This is a genomic window from Pseudomonas sp. Snoq117.2 (genome assembly GCF_900110545.1).
In the GTDB taxonomy this organism is placed as follows: domain Bacteria; phylum Pseudomonadota; class Gammaproteobacteria; order Pseudomonadales; family Pseudomonadaceae; genus Chryseomonas; species Chryseomonas benzopyrenica.
Genome location: NZ_FOED01000017.1, coordinates 52,385 through 66,892, shown reverse-complemented (window position 1 = coordinate 66,892; position 14,508 = coordinate 52,385). Strand labels below are relative to the sequence as shown.

Annotated in this window: 18 protein-coding genes; 11 read left to right on the top strand and 7 right to left on the bottom strand. The window is 65.7% G+C overall.

What is annotated here, in order from left to right; translation table 11 throughout:
• Positions 1-101: 101 nt before the first annotated feature.
• Positions 102-1,301 (bottom strand): tyrosine--tRNA ligase, encoded by a 1,200-nt coding sequence (gene tyrS / locus BMZ43_RS23560; RefSeq protein WP_064308146.1) that lies wholly within the window; start codon positions 1,299-1,301, stop codon positions 102-104.
• Positions 1,302-1,469: 168 nt separating this feature from the next.
• Between tyrS and BMZ43_RS23555 the strand changes: the two genes are divergently transcribed.
• Together BMZ43_RS23555 and BMZ43_RS23550 are read left to right on the top strand one after the other, a co-directional pair.
• On the top strand, positions 1,470-2,909 hold the full coding sequence (locus BMZ43_RS23555; protein WP_026084084.1) for a peptidoglycan DD-metalloendopeptidase family protein: 1,440 nt from the start codon (positions 1,470-1,472) through the stop codon (positions 2,907-2,909).
• Between the two features lies 1 nt (position 2,910).
• Positions 2,911-3,996: an anhydro-N-acetylmuramic acid kinase gene (locus tag BMZ43_RS23550; RefSeq protein ID WP_093257177.1), complete on the top strand. Its 1,086-nt coding sequence runs from the start codon at positions 2,911-2,913 to the stop codon at positions 3,994-3,996.
• 17 nt (positions 3,997-4,013) lie between these two features.
• Here BMZ43_RS23550 and erpA read toward each other — a convergent pair whose 3' ends face one another.
• Positions 4,014-4,364 carry an iron-sulfur cluster insertion protein ErpA gene (erpA, locus tag BMZ43_RS23545; RefSeq protein WP_007162616.1) on the bottom strand — a complete coding sequence of 117 codons (351 nt, stop codon included), beginning with the start codon at positions 4,362-4,364 and terminating at the stop codon, positions 4,014-4,016.
• Between the two features lie 174 nt (positions 4,365-4,538).
• Between erpA and hemJ the strand changes: the two genes are divergently transcribed.
• From hemJ to coq7, 4 genes are all read left to right on the top strand, one after another.
• The gene (gene hemJ / locus BMZ43_RS23540; RefSeq protein WP_017642983.1) at positions 4,539-4,964 is read left to right on the top strand and encodes a protoporphyrinogen oxidase HemJ; all 426 of its coding nucleotides are present in this window, start codon (positions 4,539-4,541) and stop codon (positions 4,962-4,964) included.
• A 47-nt stretch (positions 4,965-5,011) separates the two neighbouring features.
• Complete coding sequence (locus BMZ43_RS23535; RefSeq protein ID WP_017642984.1) at positions 5,012-5,800, top strand: SDR family NAD(P)-dependent oxidoreductase; 789 nt, start codon at positions 5,012-5,014, stop codon at positions 5,798-5,800.
• Positions 5,801-5,881: 81 nt separating this feature from the next.
• The gene (locus BMZ43_RS23530; protein WP_093257174.1) at positions 5,882-6,223 is read left to right on the top strand and encodes a histidine triad nucleotide-binding protein; all 342 of its coding nucleotides are present in this window, start codon (positions 5,882-5,884) and stop codon (positions 6,221-6,223) included.
• A gap of 40 nt (positions 6,224-6,263) precedes the next feature.
• Positions 6,264-6,911 (top strand): 2-polyprenyl-3-methyl-6-methoxy-1,4-benzoquinone monooxygenase, encoded by a 648-nt coding sequence (gene coq7 / locus BMZ43_RS23525; protein ID WP_093257171.1) that lies wholly within the window; start codon positions 6,264-6,266, stop codon positions 6,909-6,911.
• A 59-nt stretch (positions 6,912-6,970) separates the two neighbouring features.
• Here the strand turns inward: coq7 and pcaG are convergent, their stop codons facing one another.
• The 3 genes from pcaG to pcaQ form a co-directional block, all read right to left on the bottom strand.
• Positions 6,971-7,582, bottom strand: a complete 612-nt coding sequence (gene pcaG / locus BMZ43_RS23520; protein WP_093257168.1) for a protocatechuate 3,4-dioxygenase subunit alpha — start codon at positions 7,580-7,582, stop codon at positions 6,971-6,973.
• A 10-nt stretch (positions 7,583-7,592) separates the two neighbouring features.
• On the bottom strand, positions 7,593-8,318 hold the full coding sequence (gene pcaH, locus BMZ43_RS23515; RefSeq protein WP_093257164.1) for a protocatechuate 3,4-dioxygenase subunit beta: 726 nt from the start codon (positions 8,316-8,318) through the stop codon (positions 7,593-7,595).
• 100 nt (positions 8,319-8,418) lie between these two features.
• A complete protein-coding gene (pcaQ, locus tag BMZ43_RS23510; protein ID WP_093257159.1) occupies positions 8,419-9,342 on the bottom strand; it encodes a pca operon transcription factor PcaQ in 924 nt (307 codons plus the stop codon).
• A gap of 115 nt (positions 9,343-9,457) precedes the next feature.
• On the opposite strand from pcaQ, the gene BMZ43_RS23505 reads away from it, so the two are divergent.
• From BMZ43_RS23505 to BMZ43_RS23485, 5 genes are all read left to right on the top strand, one after another.
• Complete coding sequence (locus tag BMZ43_RS23505; RefSeq protein WP_093257154.1) at positions 9,458-10,150, top strand: TetR family transcriptional regulator; 693 nt, start codon at positions 9,458-9,460, stop codon at positions 10,148-10,150.
• A 97-nt stretch (positions 10,151-10,247) separates the two neighbouring features.
• Positions 10,248-10,748 carry an urease accessory protein UreE gene (gene ureE / locus BMZ43_RS23500; RefSeq protein ID WP_017642991.1) on the top strand — a complete coding sequence of 167 codons (501 nt, stop codon included), beginning with the start codon at positions 10,248-10,250 and terminating at the stop codon, positions 10,746-10,748.
• Positions 10,745-11,416, top strand: a complete 672-nt coding sequence (locus BMZ43_RS23495) for an urease accessory protein UreF (RefSeq protein ID WP_064308139.1) — start codon at positions 10,745-10,747, stop codon at positions 11,414-11,416. The genes ureE and BMZ43_RS23495 overlap by 4 nt, the downstream gene beginning before the upstream one ends.
• Before the next feature lie 11 nt (positions 11,417-11,427).
• Complete coding sequence (ureG, locus tag BMZ43_RS23490; RefSeq protein WP_007162627.1) at positions 11,428-12,042, top strand: urease accessory protein UreG; 615 nt, start codon at positions 11,428-11,430, stop codon at positions 12,040-12,042.
• 30 nt (positions 12,043-12,072) lie between these two features.
• Positions 12,073-12,645, top strand: a complete 573-nt coding sequence (locus BMZ43_RS23485; protein WP_064308138.1) for a HupE/UreJ family protein — start codon at positions 12,073-12,075, stop codon at positions 12,643-12,645.
• A 147-nt stretch (positions 12,646-12,792) separates the two neighbouring features.
• Here the strand turns inward: BMZ43_RS23485 and BMZ43_RS23480 are convergent, their stop codons facing one another.
• Positions 12,793-14,049: a metallophosphoesterase family protein gene (locus BMZ43_RS23480; protein WP_093257150.1), complete on the bottom strand. Its 1,257-nt coding sequence runs from the start codon at positions 14,047-14,049 to the stop codon at positions 12,793-12,795.
• A 10-nt stretch (positions 14,050-14,059) separates the two neighbouring features.
• Entirely contained in the window at positions 14,060-14,485 is a 426-nt protein-coding gene (locus BMZ43_RS26990; RefSeq protein ID WP_256563213.1) for a hypothetical protein, read from the bottom strand.
• Positions 14,486-14,508: the final 23 nt, after the last annotated feature.

Sequence of the window (14,508 nt, the reverse complement as noted above, 5' to 3'; positions counted from 1 at the left end):
TCAGACCTAAGTGCTTGATTTTCAAGCCGCTTCAGCGTCTGCGCCGGAAGTGGGGCGCATTATAGGCGACTTCTGGAGGGCGTCAACAGGTTATTTCGATTTTATTGCTGACGGACGCTGATGCGGGCAAAAGCCTTCTTGCCGGCCTGACATATATAGGTACGGCCGATCTCGAACAGGAAGCCGCGATCGACCACCTCGCCATCCACCTTGACGCTACCTGCGGCCAGCAGGTCGCGGGCTGCCGCAGCGTTCTTCACCAGCCCGGCCTTGTTGAGGACGGCCGCGACCGGCAAGGCGGCATCGGTTTCCAGCTCGACGTCCGGCAGGTCTTCCGGCAGCTCGCCATCCTTCATGCGGTTGCCTGCGGAGCGATGGGCCGTCTGGGCGGCTTCTTCCCCATGGAAGCGGGCCACGATCTCTTCGGCCAGCTTGATCTTGATGTCGCGGGGATTGGCGCCCTGCTCCACATCGCTGCGGAACTGGGCGATTTCCTCCAGGCTGCGGAAGCTGAGCAGTTCGAAGTAGCGCCACATGAGGGTGTCGGGAATGGACACCAGCTTGTTGTACATGACCCCCGGCGCTTCCTGGATACCTACATAGTTGCCCAGGGACTTGGACATCTTCTTGACGCCATCCAGGCCTTCGAGCAGCGGCATGGTCAGGATGCACTGGGCTTCCTGGCCGTAGGCGCGCTGCAGTTCGCGCCCCATGAGCAGGTTGAACTTCTGGTCGGTACCGCCCAGCTCGACATCGGCGCGCAGGGCGACGGAGTCATAGCCCTGGACCAGGGGATAGAGGAACTCGTGGATGGCGATGGGCTGATTGCCGGCGTAACGCTTGCTGAAGTCGTCGCGCTCGAGCATGCGCGCCACGGTGTACTGGGAAGAGAGGCGAATGAAGTCGGCCGGCGACAGCTGATCCATCCAGGTGGCGTTGAAGGCCACTTCGGTACGCGCCGGGTCGAGGATCTTGAATACCTGGGCCTTGTAGGTCTCGGCATTCTCCAGCACCTGTTCCCGGGTCAGCGGCGGGCGGGTGGCGCTCTTGCCACTGGGATCGCCGATCATGCCGGTGAAGTCGCCGATCAGGAAGATAACCTGATGGCCCAACTCCTGGAACTGGCGCAGCTTGTTGATCAGCACGGTGTGGCCAAGGTGCAGATCCGGAGCGGTCGGATCGAAGCCTGCCTTGATGCGCAGCGGGGTGCCGCGCTCCAGTTTTGTTACAAGCTCTGACTCGACGAGCAGCTCATCTGCTCCACGCTTGATGACCGCCAGCTGCTCCTGGACCGTTTTCATGGGGGCTTCGCCTCTGAATTTCGAAAGCGTGAACCTTATCAAGATGCCCCTAGCAGCCGCCAGCCAACACGTCGGATCGACCACCCCAAAGGGTTGTGACAGCCAGCTTTTGATTATATTTTAGGCAGTTATTCACTTCTTTTAACGTCAGATCATCACTTTAGCTAAATGACGAAGCCAATTACCAAAAGCCCGTTCTACCCCAAAAGCCACCTCGTGGCCGCCAGCGGGGTGGCCGCGCTCTTGAGTCTGGCCTTGCTCGTGTTTCCCTCTCAGCAGGTCGAGGCGAAACGTACTTCCATCAGCTTGGATGTTGAACAGGACGCCCAGCGCGTCGTGCAGGGTCAGGATGACCTGAAGGAGCAAGTGCTCGCAGATACTCAGGTCGCGGACACCCAGACCACCTCCCCCTTCGCCCAGGTCTCTGCGGATCAGGCGGAGGCGCAGACTGCCGAGGAAGCCCCTGCCGAAGAAGAAGAGGTCGCCGCCACCGAAAGCGTCGAGCCGCAGTGGAAGACCGAAACCGTGCGCAAGGGCGATACCCTTTCGACGCTGTTCGAGCGGGCCGGCCTGGCCGCCGCCGTGGTGCACGAGGTACTGGCCAGCAGCAAGGAAGCCAAGAAGCTGACCCGCCTGCGGGTGGGTCAGAAGATCGAATTCCAGCGTGATCACGCCGGCGACCTGCTGGCGGTACGCACCAAGCTCACCGCGCTGCAGACCCTGTCGCTGGTCAAGTCCGACCAGGGCTACGAGGTCGAGCACAAGACCGTCACCCCGGACATCCGCCGGGCCTATGCCCAGGGCCGGATCAGCAGCTCGTTGTTCGCTTCGGCGCAGAAGGCCGGGCTGTCCCACGACATGACCATGGCGCTGGCAACCATCTTCGGCTACGACATCGACTTCGCGCTGGACATCCAGGAAGGCGACGAATTCGAGGTGGTGTACGAGGACAAGGTGGTCAACGGCAAGCACGTCGGCTACGGCAACATCCTGGCCGCGCGCTTCGTCAACAAGGGCAAGGCCTATACGGCCGTGCGCTACACCGCCAAGAACGGCACCACTAATTACTACACGGCGGAAGGCGGCAGCATGCGCAAGGCCTTCATCCGTACCCCGGTGGAGTTCTCGCGGATCAGCTCGCGCTTCACCATGGGCCGCTTCCACCCGGTGCTGAACAAGATGCGCGCGCACAAGGGCGTCGACTATGCCGCGCCCACGGGCACGCCGATTCATGCCACCGGCGATGGCAAGATCGCCAAGGCCGGTCGCGAGAATGGCTACGGCAACGTGGTGATGATCCAGCACGGCAAGACCTACACCACGGTCTATGGGCACATGAGCCGGATCGCCAAGGGCATGCAGGCCGGCGCCTCGGTCAAGCAGGGCCAGGTGATCGGCTACGTGGGCATGACGGGGCTGGCGACCGGCCCGCATCTGCACTATGAATTCCGCATCAACGGCAACCACGTTGATCCGCTCGGGGTGAAGCTGCCCATGGCCGATCCCATCGCCAAGAACGAGATCTCGCGCTTCCTGGCCCAGAGCCAGCCGCTCATGGCCCGCATGGACCAGGAGCGCGCCTCTCTGCTCGCGATGAACAAGCGCTGAGATGGAGCGCTACCTGGGGGTGATGTCCGGCACCAGTCTGGATGGACTGGATATTGCCCTGATCGAACAGGACGAGCGGACCCGTTTCGTCGCCGCCGTAGGCATGCCCATGCCGGACACGCTACGCCGCGAGCTGCTGGCGCTCTGTGCGCCCGGCGACAACGAGATCGAGCGCATCGCCCGGGCCGAACAGGCCTGGGTCAGGCTGGCCGCCCAGGGTATCGCCGAGCTGCTGGCCCAGCAGGGACTGACCTCCGCGGATATCCGCGCCGTGGGCAGCCACGGCCAGACCATCCGCCATCTGCCGGCACAGGGCTACACCCTGCAGATCGGCGATGCCGCCCTGCTGGCCGAGTTGAGCGGTATCGATGTGGTCGCCGACTTCCGCCGCCGCGACCTGGCCGCCGGTGGTCAAGGCGCGCCGCTGGTCCCGGCCTTTCATGCAGATCTCTTCGGCCTGGATCGCCCACGCGCGGTGCTCAACATCGGTGGCTTCAGCAACGTGACCCTGCTGGCGCCGGGGCTGCCGGTACGGGGCTTCGATTGCGGACCGGGCAACGTGCTGCTGGATGCCTGGATCCACCATAGCCAGGGGCAGCTCTTCGATGCTGATGGCGCCTGGGCGGCGCAGGGACAGGTCGTGCCGGCGCTGCTGCAACGGCTGCTGAGCGATCCCTTCTTCATGAAGAGCGGACCAAAGAGCACCGGGCGCGAGCACTTCAATCTGCCCTGGCTACAGGGACAGCTCGCCCAGCATGAGGCGCTGGATCCGACGGATGTCCAGGCCACCTTGGCCGAGCTGAGCGCTCGCAGCATAGCCGACAGCATCCTGGCCACCCAGGCGGTGGACGAGGTGCTGGTCTGTGGCGGCGGGGCGCACAATCAGGATCTGATGGCGCGTCTGGCGCGGCAACTGGCGCCAGCCAGGGTGCAGAGCACTGCGGCCTATGACGTCTCGCCGGACTGGCTGGAAGCCATGGCCTTTGCCTGGCTGGCCCAGCGCTTCTGCAAACGGCTACCCGGCAATTGCCCTGAGGTCACCGGAGCCAGCGGGCTCCGGGTCCTGGGTGCACTCTACCCACACTAGGCCGGGCGCGGCTCAGGTCAGATGGAGAAGGACTGACCGCAGCCGCAGGTGGTGGCGGCATTGGGGTTCTTGATGACGAAGCGCGAGCCTTCCAGGCCTTCCTGGTAGTCCACCTCGGCGCCGGCCAGGTACTGGAAGCTCATGGGATCCACCACCAGATGCACGCCATCGCGCTCGATGACGGTGTCGTCGTCGGCGGAATCTTCATCGAAGGTGAAGCCGTACTGGAAGCCCGAGCAGCCGCCACCCGTGACGAAGACGCGCAGCTTCAGGCGGGGATTGCCCTCTTCCTCGATCAGGTTCTTCACCTTGCTGGCCGCGCCCAGGGTGAACTGCAGGGGGGTCGGGGTGAAGGTTTCAATGGTCATTGCCGTAGTCTCCCGGCTTGCGCCGAACACAATTCAGTCAGGAAATTATCCGCTTGCCCGAGCAAAAGGGTCAACTATTGGGCGACCACGGGAGGCTGGCCGAGATGACTGGAGTGAATGACTTGCCGTCGGCGCCACTCTAATATCGCGCCGCCTGATAAGGAGAACGCCCCGATGCTCTATCTTTGGTTGAAAGCCTTCCACCTGATTGCCCTGGTCTGCTGGTTCGCCGGCCTGTTCTATCTGCCGCGCCTGTTCGTCTATCACGCCCAGAGCAGCGACGCCGTGAGCCACGAGCGCTTCTGCCTGATGGAGCGCAAGCTGTACCGCGGCATCATGCTGCCGGCGATGATCCTCACGCTGGTGTTCGGCATCGGCCTGCTGCTGATCAATCCGAGCTGGATGACGCAGGGCTGGATGCACACCAAGCTGGCGCTGGTGGTGGTGCTGATCGGTTATCACCATGTCTGCGGCGCCATGCGCAAGCGTTTCGAGCGCGGCGAGAACAAGCGCAGCCATGTGTTCTATCGCTGGTTCAACGAGGTGCCGGTACTGGTGCTCATCGCCATCGTCATCCTGGTGGTGGTCAAACCCTACTAGGTCCACGGCGAATCCGCCGGCGACCGGCGTTTCCTGGAGAAAGCAGTATGCAGCGTTATGCCCTGGTAACCGGTGCCTCGTGCGGGATCGGTCTGGCCCTGGCCGAGGCCCTGGCGCGGCGGGGCCAGCCGCTGATCCTGCTGGCGCGGCGCAAGGACAAGCTGGAGAGCATCGCCGCCGAACTGGCCCAGCGCTTCGACGTGGAGGTGCTGTACCGGGTCTGCGACCTGGCGGAGCCGCTGCACCTGACCGGTCTGCTGCACGAGCTGGAGCAGAGCGAGAGAGCCATCGGCCTGCTGGTCAACTGCGCCGGGATCGGCAGCGGCGGGGATTTTCTCGCCGCCGACTGGCCGCGGGTGCAGGAGCAGCTGGAGCTGAACATCCTGGCGCTCACCCGGCTGTGCCATGCCCTGGGCCAGCACATGGCGATCCAGGGCGGCGGCCAGATCCTCAACGTCGCCTCGACCGCGGCTTTCCAGCCGATTCCCTACATGAGCAGCTATGCGGCGACCAAGGCCTATGTCCTGCACTTTTCCGAGGGCCTGCGCGAAGAACTCAAGAAGCGCGGGGTGTCGGTGTCGGTGCTCTGCCCTGGGCCGACCCGTACCGCCTTCTTCAAGAATGCCGGGCTGCACACCGGGCGCATGGAGCAGGGCAAGCTGCTGATGTCCGCCGAGGAGGTGGCCCTGGCCGCGGTGCGTGGACTGGAGCGGCGCCAGGCGGTGATTGTGCCGGGCTGGCGCAATCGCCTGGGCAGCCTGTTGCCGCGCCTCTTGCCCCGCGCCCTGGTGCGTGCGGCCGCGGTGCGGATCGGCAAACTCTTTCAACCCGCGTAAGGGTGATCCCGCCGGCGGCACCTGACCCCAGGGCACAGCCGCTGGTACACTTGGACGCTATTCAGCCAGGAGGAGATCGACGTGGATTGTCTGTTCTGCAAGATCGTCGCCGGAGACATTCCGGCCAAGGTGCTCTACGAGGACGATCTGGTCATGGCCTTCCATGACATCGCCCCGCAAGCGCCCGTGCACTTTCTGGTCATCCCCAAGAAGCACATCGCGACCCTGCACGACCTCAGCGAGGCCGACGACAAGCAGCTCGCCGGCCATATCCTCTTCACCGCCCAGCGCCTGGCGCAGGAGCAGGGCTGCGAGGAAGGCTTCCGCGTGGCGATGAATTGCAACGCCTTGGGTGGTCAGACGGTCTATCACATCCATATGCATGTGCTGGGCAAGCGGCAGATGACCTGGCCTCCGGGCTGAGCCACATTCTGTCCTCCCTTCGCCCGCCAAGGAGATCACCTTGAGATCCAAGCGCCTCTACTCCCCCCTCGATCGACTGCTGATCCAGGCGGATACCGCCTTGCGTACCCTGACGCCCTTCAGTGGCGCTCCCACCCGCAGCTCGCCGGCCATTCCGCTCAAGGATGCCGAGCTGAGCGACGAGGAGCGGCGTCATGCGGCCGGTCTCATGCGCATCAACCACACCGGCGAGGTCTGCGCTCAGGCCCTGTACCAGGGCCAGGCGCTGACCGCCAAGTTGCCGGAAGTCCGGGAAGAGATGGAGCGCGCGGCGGACGAGGAGATCGACCACCTAGCCTGGTGCGAGCAGCGCATCCGCGCCCTGGGTGAGCGTCCCAGCCTGCTCAATCCGCTGTTCTATGGTCTGTCCTTCGGGATCGGCGCAGGTGCCGGATTGATCAGCGATCGCCTGAGCCTGGGCTTCGTCGCCGCCACCGAGGATCAGGTCTGCCGCCATCTGGATGAGCACCTGGAAAAGCTGCCGGCAGCCGACGCCAAGTCGCGGGCGGTGCTTGAGCAGATGCGCATCGACGAGGAACAGCATGCCGAGCACGCCCTGGCGGCTGGTGGCTGGCGCTTTCCCACACCGGTCAAATACGGCATGAGCCTGATGTCCAAGGTCATGACCAAGACCACCTACCGCATCTGACCTGCGGATCGTGCCCATGAAAAAGCCCTGCCTTGGCAGGGCTTTTTGCTGTCTGCACGCTACATATCGAAGAAGACGGTTTCCTGCGGACCCTGCAGGTGGATGTCGAAGCGATAGGCCAAGCGGCCATCGATCTCGCAACGGCGCGCCAGCAGAGTCGGTCGGCGCTCCGGTTCCGGCAGGTTGTAGACCGGGCAGCGGGCATTGGCCTCGGCTTCGTCGTCGAAGTAGAGGCGCGTCTGCAGGTGGATGTTGATGCCGCGGGCGAACAGGGTGACGTTGATGTGCGGCGCCATGGGCTGGCCACGCTGGTCGGCGACCTGGCCGGGCTTGATGGTGTGCAGCGTCCAGTCACCGGCATCGAAGGTGGTGGCGGTGCGGCCGAAGCCGTTGAAGGCCTTCTCCACGTCGTAGATCGGATCGTACTGACCCTGGTGATCGGCCTGCCAGAACTCCAGGAAGGAGTCGCGCACCAGGTTGCCATTGCCGTCGAACACCTGGCCGGTGAGCAGGATGTGCTCGCCCGGGGCGCCGGGCTTGGCCAGCTGGTTCCAGATTTCGACCTCGCGGGTGGGGTTGCCGGCGGCGGCCAGGGCCAGGCCGATGTGCACGTAGGGGCCGGCGGTCTGGGAGGGCGTTTCCGGCAGCAGGTCGTGGCGGTTGGGGATCATGTCGGCGTCCTCAGTGGTGTTCGAAGAACGTCTGCCGCGCGCCGCGGGTGACGATGTCGAAGCGATAGGCCAGGCAGTCCATGGGATTGGCCATGCTCATGTCCAGGCGGGCGATGAGGGTCTGCACGGCATCGGGATCGGCGATGGACTTGACGATGGGGCACAGCGGGATCAGCGGATCGCCCTCGAAATAGAGCTGGGTGATCAGCCGGGTGGCGATGGCCGGGCCCATGACCGAGACGTGAATGTGCGCCGGGCGCCAGTCGTCGCTGCCGTTGCGCCAGGGATAAGGACCCGGGCGGACGGTACGGAAGACGTAGTTGCCCTGGCTGTCGGTGCGGGTGCGGCCGACGCCACCGAAGTTGGGGTCAAGCGGCGCCAGGTAGACGTCGTTCTTGTGCCGGTAGCGGCCCCCGGCGTTGGCCTGCCAGATCTCCACCAGGGAATTGGGCACCGGCTTGCCGAACTGGTCACGCAGGGTGCCGAACAGGATGATGCGTTCACCCTGGGGCAACTGGCCGGTGCCGAAGTTGAGCAGCAGGTCGTTGTCGTGGGGCCCCAGGGGCAGCCGCGAGAAGTCCGGGCCGCTGCGCTCGGACACAGTCTGGTGCTGCAGACTGACCAGCGCCTGGCGCGGCGAGCGGGGAATCGAGGATTTGTAGGCGGGCGTATAGGCCTGGGGATGCCAGGTGCGATCACGGGCGACGTAACGAACGTCGTGGGGCTTGTTATGCATTGGAATGTTCCACGGAAGGATCGAAGCCAAGGGCTGGCTGATCCCAGTGTGGCCCAGCGCGCCGCCTGACTGAATTGAAAGCTGCGCCCTTCCCCATAACCTAGTGGTTATGGCTCAACTCGCCGGCCACCTCGCGCAAGACGTCGCAGAATCTCTGGGTGGCCAGCGACAGGGCCACGCTGCCATTGCGGCAGATACCGACCGAGCCGCCGGCTTCGCGGACGCCAAGCTCCACCTCGACCAGCTCGCCGCTGGCCAGGTCGCGGCGTACCGCATCCAGCGGGGCGATCCACAGGGCCTCGCTCTGACGGACATACTGGCGGCTGAGGGTCGGCGACAGGGTTTCCAGGCGCTGGGGGCTGAGCGGGATGCCGCACTGGACGAAGAGACTCTCGGCGTGGCGGCGGATGGTGGTACCGGGCAAGGGCAGCACCAGGGGATAGCGCGCCAGGGTCGCCAGGTCCGCCGGCAGGGCCTGACTCAGCGAATGCCCCGGTCGGACCACCAGGGTCAAGGCCTCGGTATAGAGGTGCTCGAAGTCGAGGCCGTGGATGTCGGGGCTGTCGGTCATGCGCCCGACCACCAGATCCAGATCGCCGACACGCAGCTGGCCCAGCAGATAGGCACTGGGGCCGGTGGCGACGTTGACGATCAATTGCCGGTGCCGCTCGTGCAGCCGCGCCAGGACCTCGGGCAGCACCTGGCTTTCCACCGTCGACAGCACTCCGACCCGCACCAGGCCGCCGGCCTCGCCGCCGCGCACCAGTTGCATTCCCTCGCGCAGGGCCTGGACGCAGGGACCGGCATGGCGCAGGAACAGCAGGCCTGCTTCGGTCAGGGTCACCTCGCCCTTGCCGCGCTCGAACAGGCGCACCTCGAGAATCTCCTCGAGTTCGCGGATGGTCTTGGAAATGGCCGGCTGGGACACGGCGATGGCATCGGCGGCCTTGGCAAAGCTGCGCTGCTGGGCGATCTCCAGAAAGCACAGCAGGTGGCGAAACTTGATACGGTTGTCGAGATTCATGACGCTCTCAAGGCAAGGCTCGGGCCAGAGCCTACCACCCGGCAGTCACGGAAAACCCTTGGAGTCAGCAGGGGCATCCTTTGCTACAGTGCCGCCTTGTCTTTCGGAGCCTCCCATGTCGATCCGTGCCCAGCAGAAGCTGCAAACGCGCCAGGCGCTGCTGGAATCGGCGCGCCTGCTGATGAACAGCGGCCGCGGCTTCGGCAGTCTCAGCCTGCGCGAGGTGAGTCGCCAGGCCGGCATCGTCCCGGCGGGCTTCTATCGCCACTTCAGCGACATGGAAACCTTCGGCCTGGCCCTGGTGGCCGAGGTGGGCGACACCTTTCGCGACGCCCTGCGCCAGGTGCGTCATCACGAATTGCAGCAGCGCGGCATGATCGAGGCCTCGGTGGAGATCTTTCTCGGCGCCGTGGGCGACAACCGCGATCAGTTCCTCTTTCTCGCCCGCGAGCAATACGGCGGCTCCCAGGCCGTGCGCCAGGCCATCGCCGAGTTGCGCCAGCGCATCACCCAGGACCTGGCCCGGGACCTGCTCGCCCTGGGTCGGCTGCCGCACCTGAGTCCGTCGCAGATCGATGTCCTGGCCGACCTGGTGGTGAAGACGGTGTTCGCCACCCTGCCGGAGTTGATCGATCCGCCGCCGCTGACCACACCGCCGCCGCTGTGGCCGGCGGCGAAGATGGTGCAGCAGCTCAAGCTGATCCTGATCGGCAGCAAGCACTGGCGACGCGGCGAACGCATCAACGCCCCAAAAGAGGGCGTTGCCTTGCTGGCCGACGCAATGGCGCACCAAATAAGAGCAACCTGAACGCCAGGTCAACTTCCGGCGCCCCATAACCAGGCGACTTGCGCGCCTTGGCAGGCCCCTTGCTGTAGAGCTGGGCAAAACTGCCAAGAGTCCTGCCATGCTGGTCGTCCAACGCCGCTGCGCGCCCCGGGATACCTGGGACGCCGAACTCCACCTCACCTACGACGCCCGCAGCAAGAGTCGCCTCAGAGCCACCACCAGTGCCGGCGAAGACATCGGCCTGTTTCTCGAACGCGGGCAACCGCCGCTGGCCGATGGCGACTGCCTCGAAGCCCGCGACGGCCGCATCGTGCGGGTCGTAGCCCGGCCGGAAAAACTGCTGCACGTGACCTGCGCCAGTGCCTTCGAGCTGACCCGCGCCGCCTACCACCTGGGCAATCGCCACGTCGCCCTGCAGATCGGTGATGGCTGGCTGCGGCTGCTGGACGACTATGTGCTCAAGGCCATGCTGGAGCAGCTCGGCGCCCAGGTCAGCGAGATCGAAGCCGGCTTCCAGCCCGAGCATGGCGCCTACGGTGGCGGCCACCATCACTCGCACCATGGCGAGGAAGGCTTCAACTACGCGCCCAAGCTGCACCACTTCGGCGTGCGCACGTGAATGCGCCGTTCGCGCTGCTGCGCCTGGCCAGTCCCCAGTTGCCCATTGGCGGCTACAGCTATTCCCAGGGACTGGAACTGGCCATCGACAGCGGCCTGATCCGCAGCGCGGCGGAGGCCGAGGTCTGGCTGCGCGACAGTCTCGAACTCAATCTGGCGCGCTTCGAGGCGCCGCTGCTGCTGGCCCACTGCGAAGCTGCGGCGGCCGGCGACTGGATGCGCCTGGGCGAACTGGCCGAGCGTCACCGCGCCAGTCGCGAGACCGCGGAATTCCAGCTGGAAAGTCGCCAGACCGGCTATTCCCTGGCGCAGCTGCTGCTCGGCCTGCCGGAGCTGGATGACGCCAGCCGCCGCCTGCTCGCCGAGCTGACCCCGACCTTCGCCCTGGGTTGGGCGCTGGCCGCCCGGGCCTGGGCGATCGCCCCCCGGGCCGCCCTGGACGCCTGGCTGTGGACCTGGCTGGAGAATCAGCTGGCGGTACTGATGAAAACCCTGCCGCTGGGCCAGCAAGCCGCCCAGCGCCTCACCTCCCTTCTGCTGCCGACCCTGGCCGCCACGGCCGAGCAGGCCGCCGAGCTGCCCGAAGCGACCTGGGGCGGCGCCCCCTTCGGCCTGGCCCTCAGCAGCATGGCCCACGAGCGGCAGTACAGCCGCCTGTTCCGTTCCTAGGAGATCCCCTGATGACTACCCAACCCCTGCGCGTCGGTATCGGCGGTCCGGTCGGCTCCGGCAAGACCGCCCTCACCCTGGCCCTCTGCCGCGCCCTGCGCGAGCGCTATAACCTGGCGGTGGTGACCAACGACATCTACACCCGCGAGGACGCCGATTTCCTGGTGCGCAACGAAGCCCTGGCGCCCGAACGCATCCTCGGCGTGGAGACCGGCGGCTGTCCGCACACCGCCATCCGCGAAGACGCCTCCATCAATCTGGAGGCAGTTGACCAGCTCAATCGCCGCTTCCCCGGTCTGGACCTGATCCTGGTGGAATCTGGGGGCGACAACCTCTCCGCCACCTTCAGCCCCGAGCTGTCCGACCTGACCCTCTACGTCATCGACGTCTCGGCCGGCGACAAGCTGCCGCGCAAGGGCGGCCCTGGCATCTGCAAGTCGGATCTGCTGGTGATCAACAAGATCGATCTGGCCGAGCAGGTCGGCGCCTCCCTGGAGGTGATGGACCGCGACACCCGCAAGATGCGTGGCGACAAGCCCTTCGTCTTCAGCAACCAGAAGACCGGTCTGGGCCTGGAAGAGATCATCGCCTTCATCGAGAAGCAGGGTCTGCTGACCGCTGCCTGAACCCAGGATTTCACCCCCCAAGGAGCTCCCATGAGACACGCCAAGATCCTCGCCACCGCCGCCCTGCTGCTCGCCCCGGCCCTGGCTTTCGCCCATCCGGGTCACGCCGAGAACGGCCTGGCCGCCGGGGTGCTACACCCCCTGACCGGTCTCGACCACCTGCTGGCCATGCTGGCCGTGGGCCTCTGGGCCGCCCAGCAGCAGGGCAAGGCGCGCCTGGCGCTGCCCTGCGCCTTTGTCGGCACCATGCTGATCGGCGGTCTGCTGGGCTTTGCCGGGTTGGAGCTGCCCTTGCTGGAGACCGGCATCGCCGCCTCGGTGCTGGCTCTGGGCCTGCTGGTGGCCCTGGCCGCCCGTCCGCCGGTAGCCGCAGCCGTCGGCCTGACCGCCGCCTTCGCCCTGTTCCACGGCGTGGCCCATGGTCTGGAATTGCCGGAAATGGGCAATCCCTGGGCCTATGCCTTGGGCTTCGTCGCCGCCACCGCCACCCTGCATGGCCTGGGCTATGCCGTGGTGCGCTACCTGCCCCAGGCGGCCACGCCGCTGGTGCGACTCGCCGGCGTCGCCACTGCCGTGGCCGGTGGCTGGCTGTTAGCCGCCTGACCTTTCAGAGCCTGCTCAAAGGCTCGCGAGCTAGAGACAAACAAGGCGAAAATGGCTGAGGAAGCGGAATTTACAAATAGTAAATGAGCATCCCGAAGCCATTTTCAACGCCGTTTGGCCGACGCGCAGCAGCCTTTGAGCAGGCTCCTAGGTGATCCCCAACTGCTGACGCAGCCGCGCCAGCACGCCCTCTTCCGCCACCGCCGGCAACTGCGCGGTATAGCCGCCAAAGCCGGCGAAGCGTGTGGCGAAATCCACCTCGAGCACGAATCTGTTGTCGAACTGCGGCGAGGCCAGGGGCGCCAGCACCTCGGCGGAATAGGTGTCGCGCGGATCGCTGCCCAGCCGCACCGGCAGATCGCCGCTCTGCTGGCGATAGGCGACCCAGGGCGAATAGGTGAAGGCCTCCAGCCGGCCCCGCGCCAGGTCCAGTTCCAGCAGCCGCAGCAGGCCGTTGCCGCCGGCGTATTCGGTCTGGTAGTTGATCAGTAGCAGATCCACCGGATGGCCCAGGTCATTGGTCAGCCGCAGATGACCGCTGCCGTGGTTGTGGCCGTTGAGGGTCAGAAAGATCTGATCGTTGCGGCGGATCAGCCGATGCCATAGCCGCACCCCGGTGTCGTTGCGGCGGTTGGAAAGCACGGCCTGGCCGTTCATCAGGTCGACGATGTTGTGCGAGGCCAGGATGGTCGGCAGGTGCGGATAGCGATCCAGCATCCCCTGGGCCCAGTCCAGACTCTGGTCCGAGGGGCACCAGTCCAGGGTCAGCAGCAGGAAGCCCTGCCCCAGGGCCGAAAAACGATGGGCCTCGTTGAGGCCGGTGACATCGCGTTCGATGAAGGTAGCCTGGCGCGCCGCTCGCTCGCGGCCGAAGTACTGGGTGAAAAGTTCGCGACCGTCGCGCAGGCGATCCTCGGTGTAGAGCTCGACGACATCATGGTCGCCGGTCATAACGCTGTAGGGCACCCCCGCTTGCTCCAGCCGTGCCATGGCGTGACTGGCCAAGGCCCATTCGCCACGCTGCTCGGCGTTTTCCACCAGATCGCCCAGATGCACCACGAAGGGCAGGTTCAACGCCGCGGCATTGTGCGCCAGCCAATGGGTCTGGGCATGAAAGGCCAGCGCCGGCGGATAGCCCAGGTGACCATAACGCTCTATGCGCCGACCGTTGGGCTGCATCTCGTGGTTGTTCTCGCTGTAGTACTGAGTATCGGGCAGCACGCCCAGGACAAAACTGGTACGCGACGGCAATGGCCTGAGCGGCGTGAAGCTGTGGCGCTCGAACCAGTGGGCGCGGTGCTCTGGCAGGCCATAGCGCTGGGTCGGCTTGCACGCGGCCAACAGCGGCAGACCGGCCAGCGCCAGGCACAGCCGGCGACGCAGGACATCGGGAGAATCGGTCATCACAGCGGCCTCAGGGCAGGTAGTAGGCCTGCCAGCGGTTGTCGTTGAAGCGCCCTTCCAGCACCGGTCGGCGGTTGGCCAGCGGGGTGCCGGCCAGAGCGGGCTGGCTGTCGGCGTCGAGCAGCACATAGGCGGGTCGGGTGACCTGGGCGAGCTGCGCCGCCTGGCCGATATCGAGGAAGGTCGGCAGGGGCACGTCGTAGTCCAGATTCATCAGGTAGCGAAAGGCCTTGGTGTCCTGGCCCAGGCCAAGGAACACCAGTTGCCCGGGCTCCCCCTGGCGCAGGCTTTCCAGGCGGGTGACGAAGGCCCGGGTGTCGTAGCGCAGCGCCTGCATCGGATCCAGCGCCAGCACCACCAGCAGCCATTGCGCCAAGGCTGCCGCGGCCAGGGGCATGCCCAGGCGGAAGGCGCCGCGCTCGCGCCAGGCGGCCACCAGGGCGAACAGCGTCAGGATGG

Coding starts and splice junctions, on each gene's coding strand:
- tyrS (WP_064308146.1), bottom strand. CDS start 1,301: ATGAAAACGGTCCAGGAGCAGCTGGCGGTCATCAAGCGTGGAGCAGAT.
- pcaH (WP_093257164.1), bottom strand. CDS start 8,318: ATGCATAACAAGCCCCACGACGTTCGTTACGTCGCCCGTGATCGCACC.
- ureE (WP_017642991.1), top strand. CDS start 10,248: ATGCTGGTCGTCCAACGCCGCTGCGCGCCCCGGGATACCTGGGACGCC.
- hemJ (WP_017642983.1), top strand. CDS start 4,539: ATGCTCTATCTTTGGTTGAAAGCCTTCCACCTGATTGCCCTGGTCTGC.
- BMZ43_RS23480 (WP_093257150.1), bottom strand. CDS start 14,049: ATGACCGATTCTCCCGATGTCCTGCGTCGCCGGCTGTGCCTGGCGCTG.
- BMZ43_RS23485 (WP_064308138.1), top strand. CDS start 12,073: ATGAGACACGCCAAGATCCTCGCCACCGCCGCCCTGCTGCTCGCCCCG.
- BMZ43_RS23505 (WP_093257154.1), top strand. CDS start 9,458: ATGTCGATCCGTGCCCAGCAGAAGCTGCAAACGCGCCAGGCGCTGCTG.
- pcaQ (WP_093257159.1), bottom strand. CDS start 9,342: ATGAATCTCGACAACCGTATCAAGTTTCGCCACCTGCTGTGCTTTCTG.
- BMZ43_RS23555 (WP_026084084.1), top strand. CDS start 1,470: ATGACGAAGCCAATTACCAAAAGCCCGTTCTACCCCAAAAGCCACCTC.
- pcaG (WP_093257168.1), bottom strand. CDS start 7,582: ATGATCCCCAACCGCCACGACCTGCTGCCGGAAACGCCCTCCCAGACC.
- BMZ43_RS23550 (WP_093257177.1), top strand. CDS start 2,911: ATGGAGCGCTACCTGGGGGTGATGTCCGGCACCAGTCTGGATGGACTG.
- ureG (WP_007162627.1), top strand. CDS start 11,428: ATGACTACCCAACCCCTGCGCGTCGGTATCGGCGGTCCGGTCGGCTCC.
- BMZ43_RS23535 (WP_017642984.1), top strand. CDS start 5,012: ATGCAGCGTTATGCCCTGGTAACCGGTGCCTCGTGCGGGATCGGTCTG.
- erpA (WP_007162616.1), bottom strand. CDS start 4,364: ATGACCATTGAAACCTTCACCCCGACCCCCCTGCAGTTCACCCTGGGC.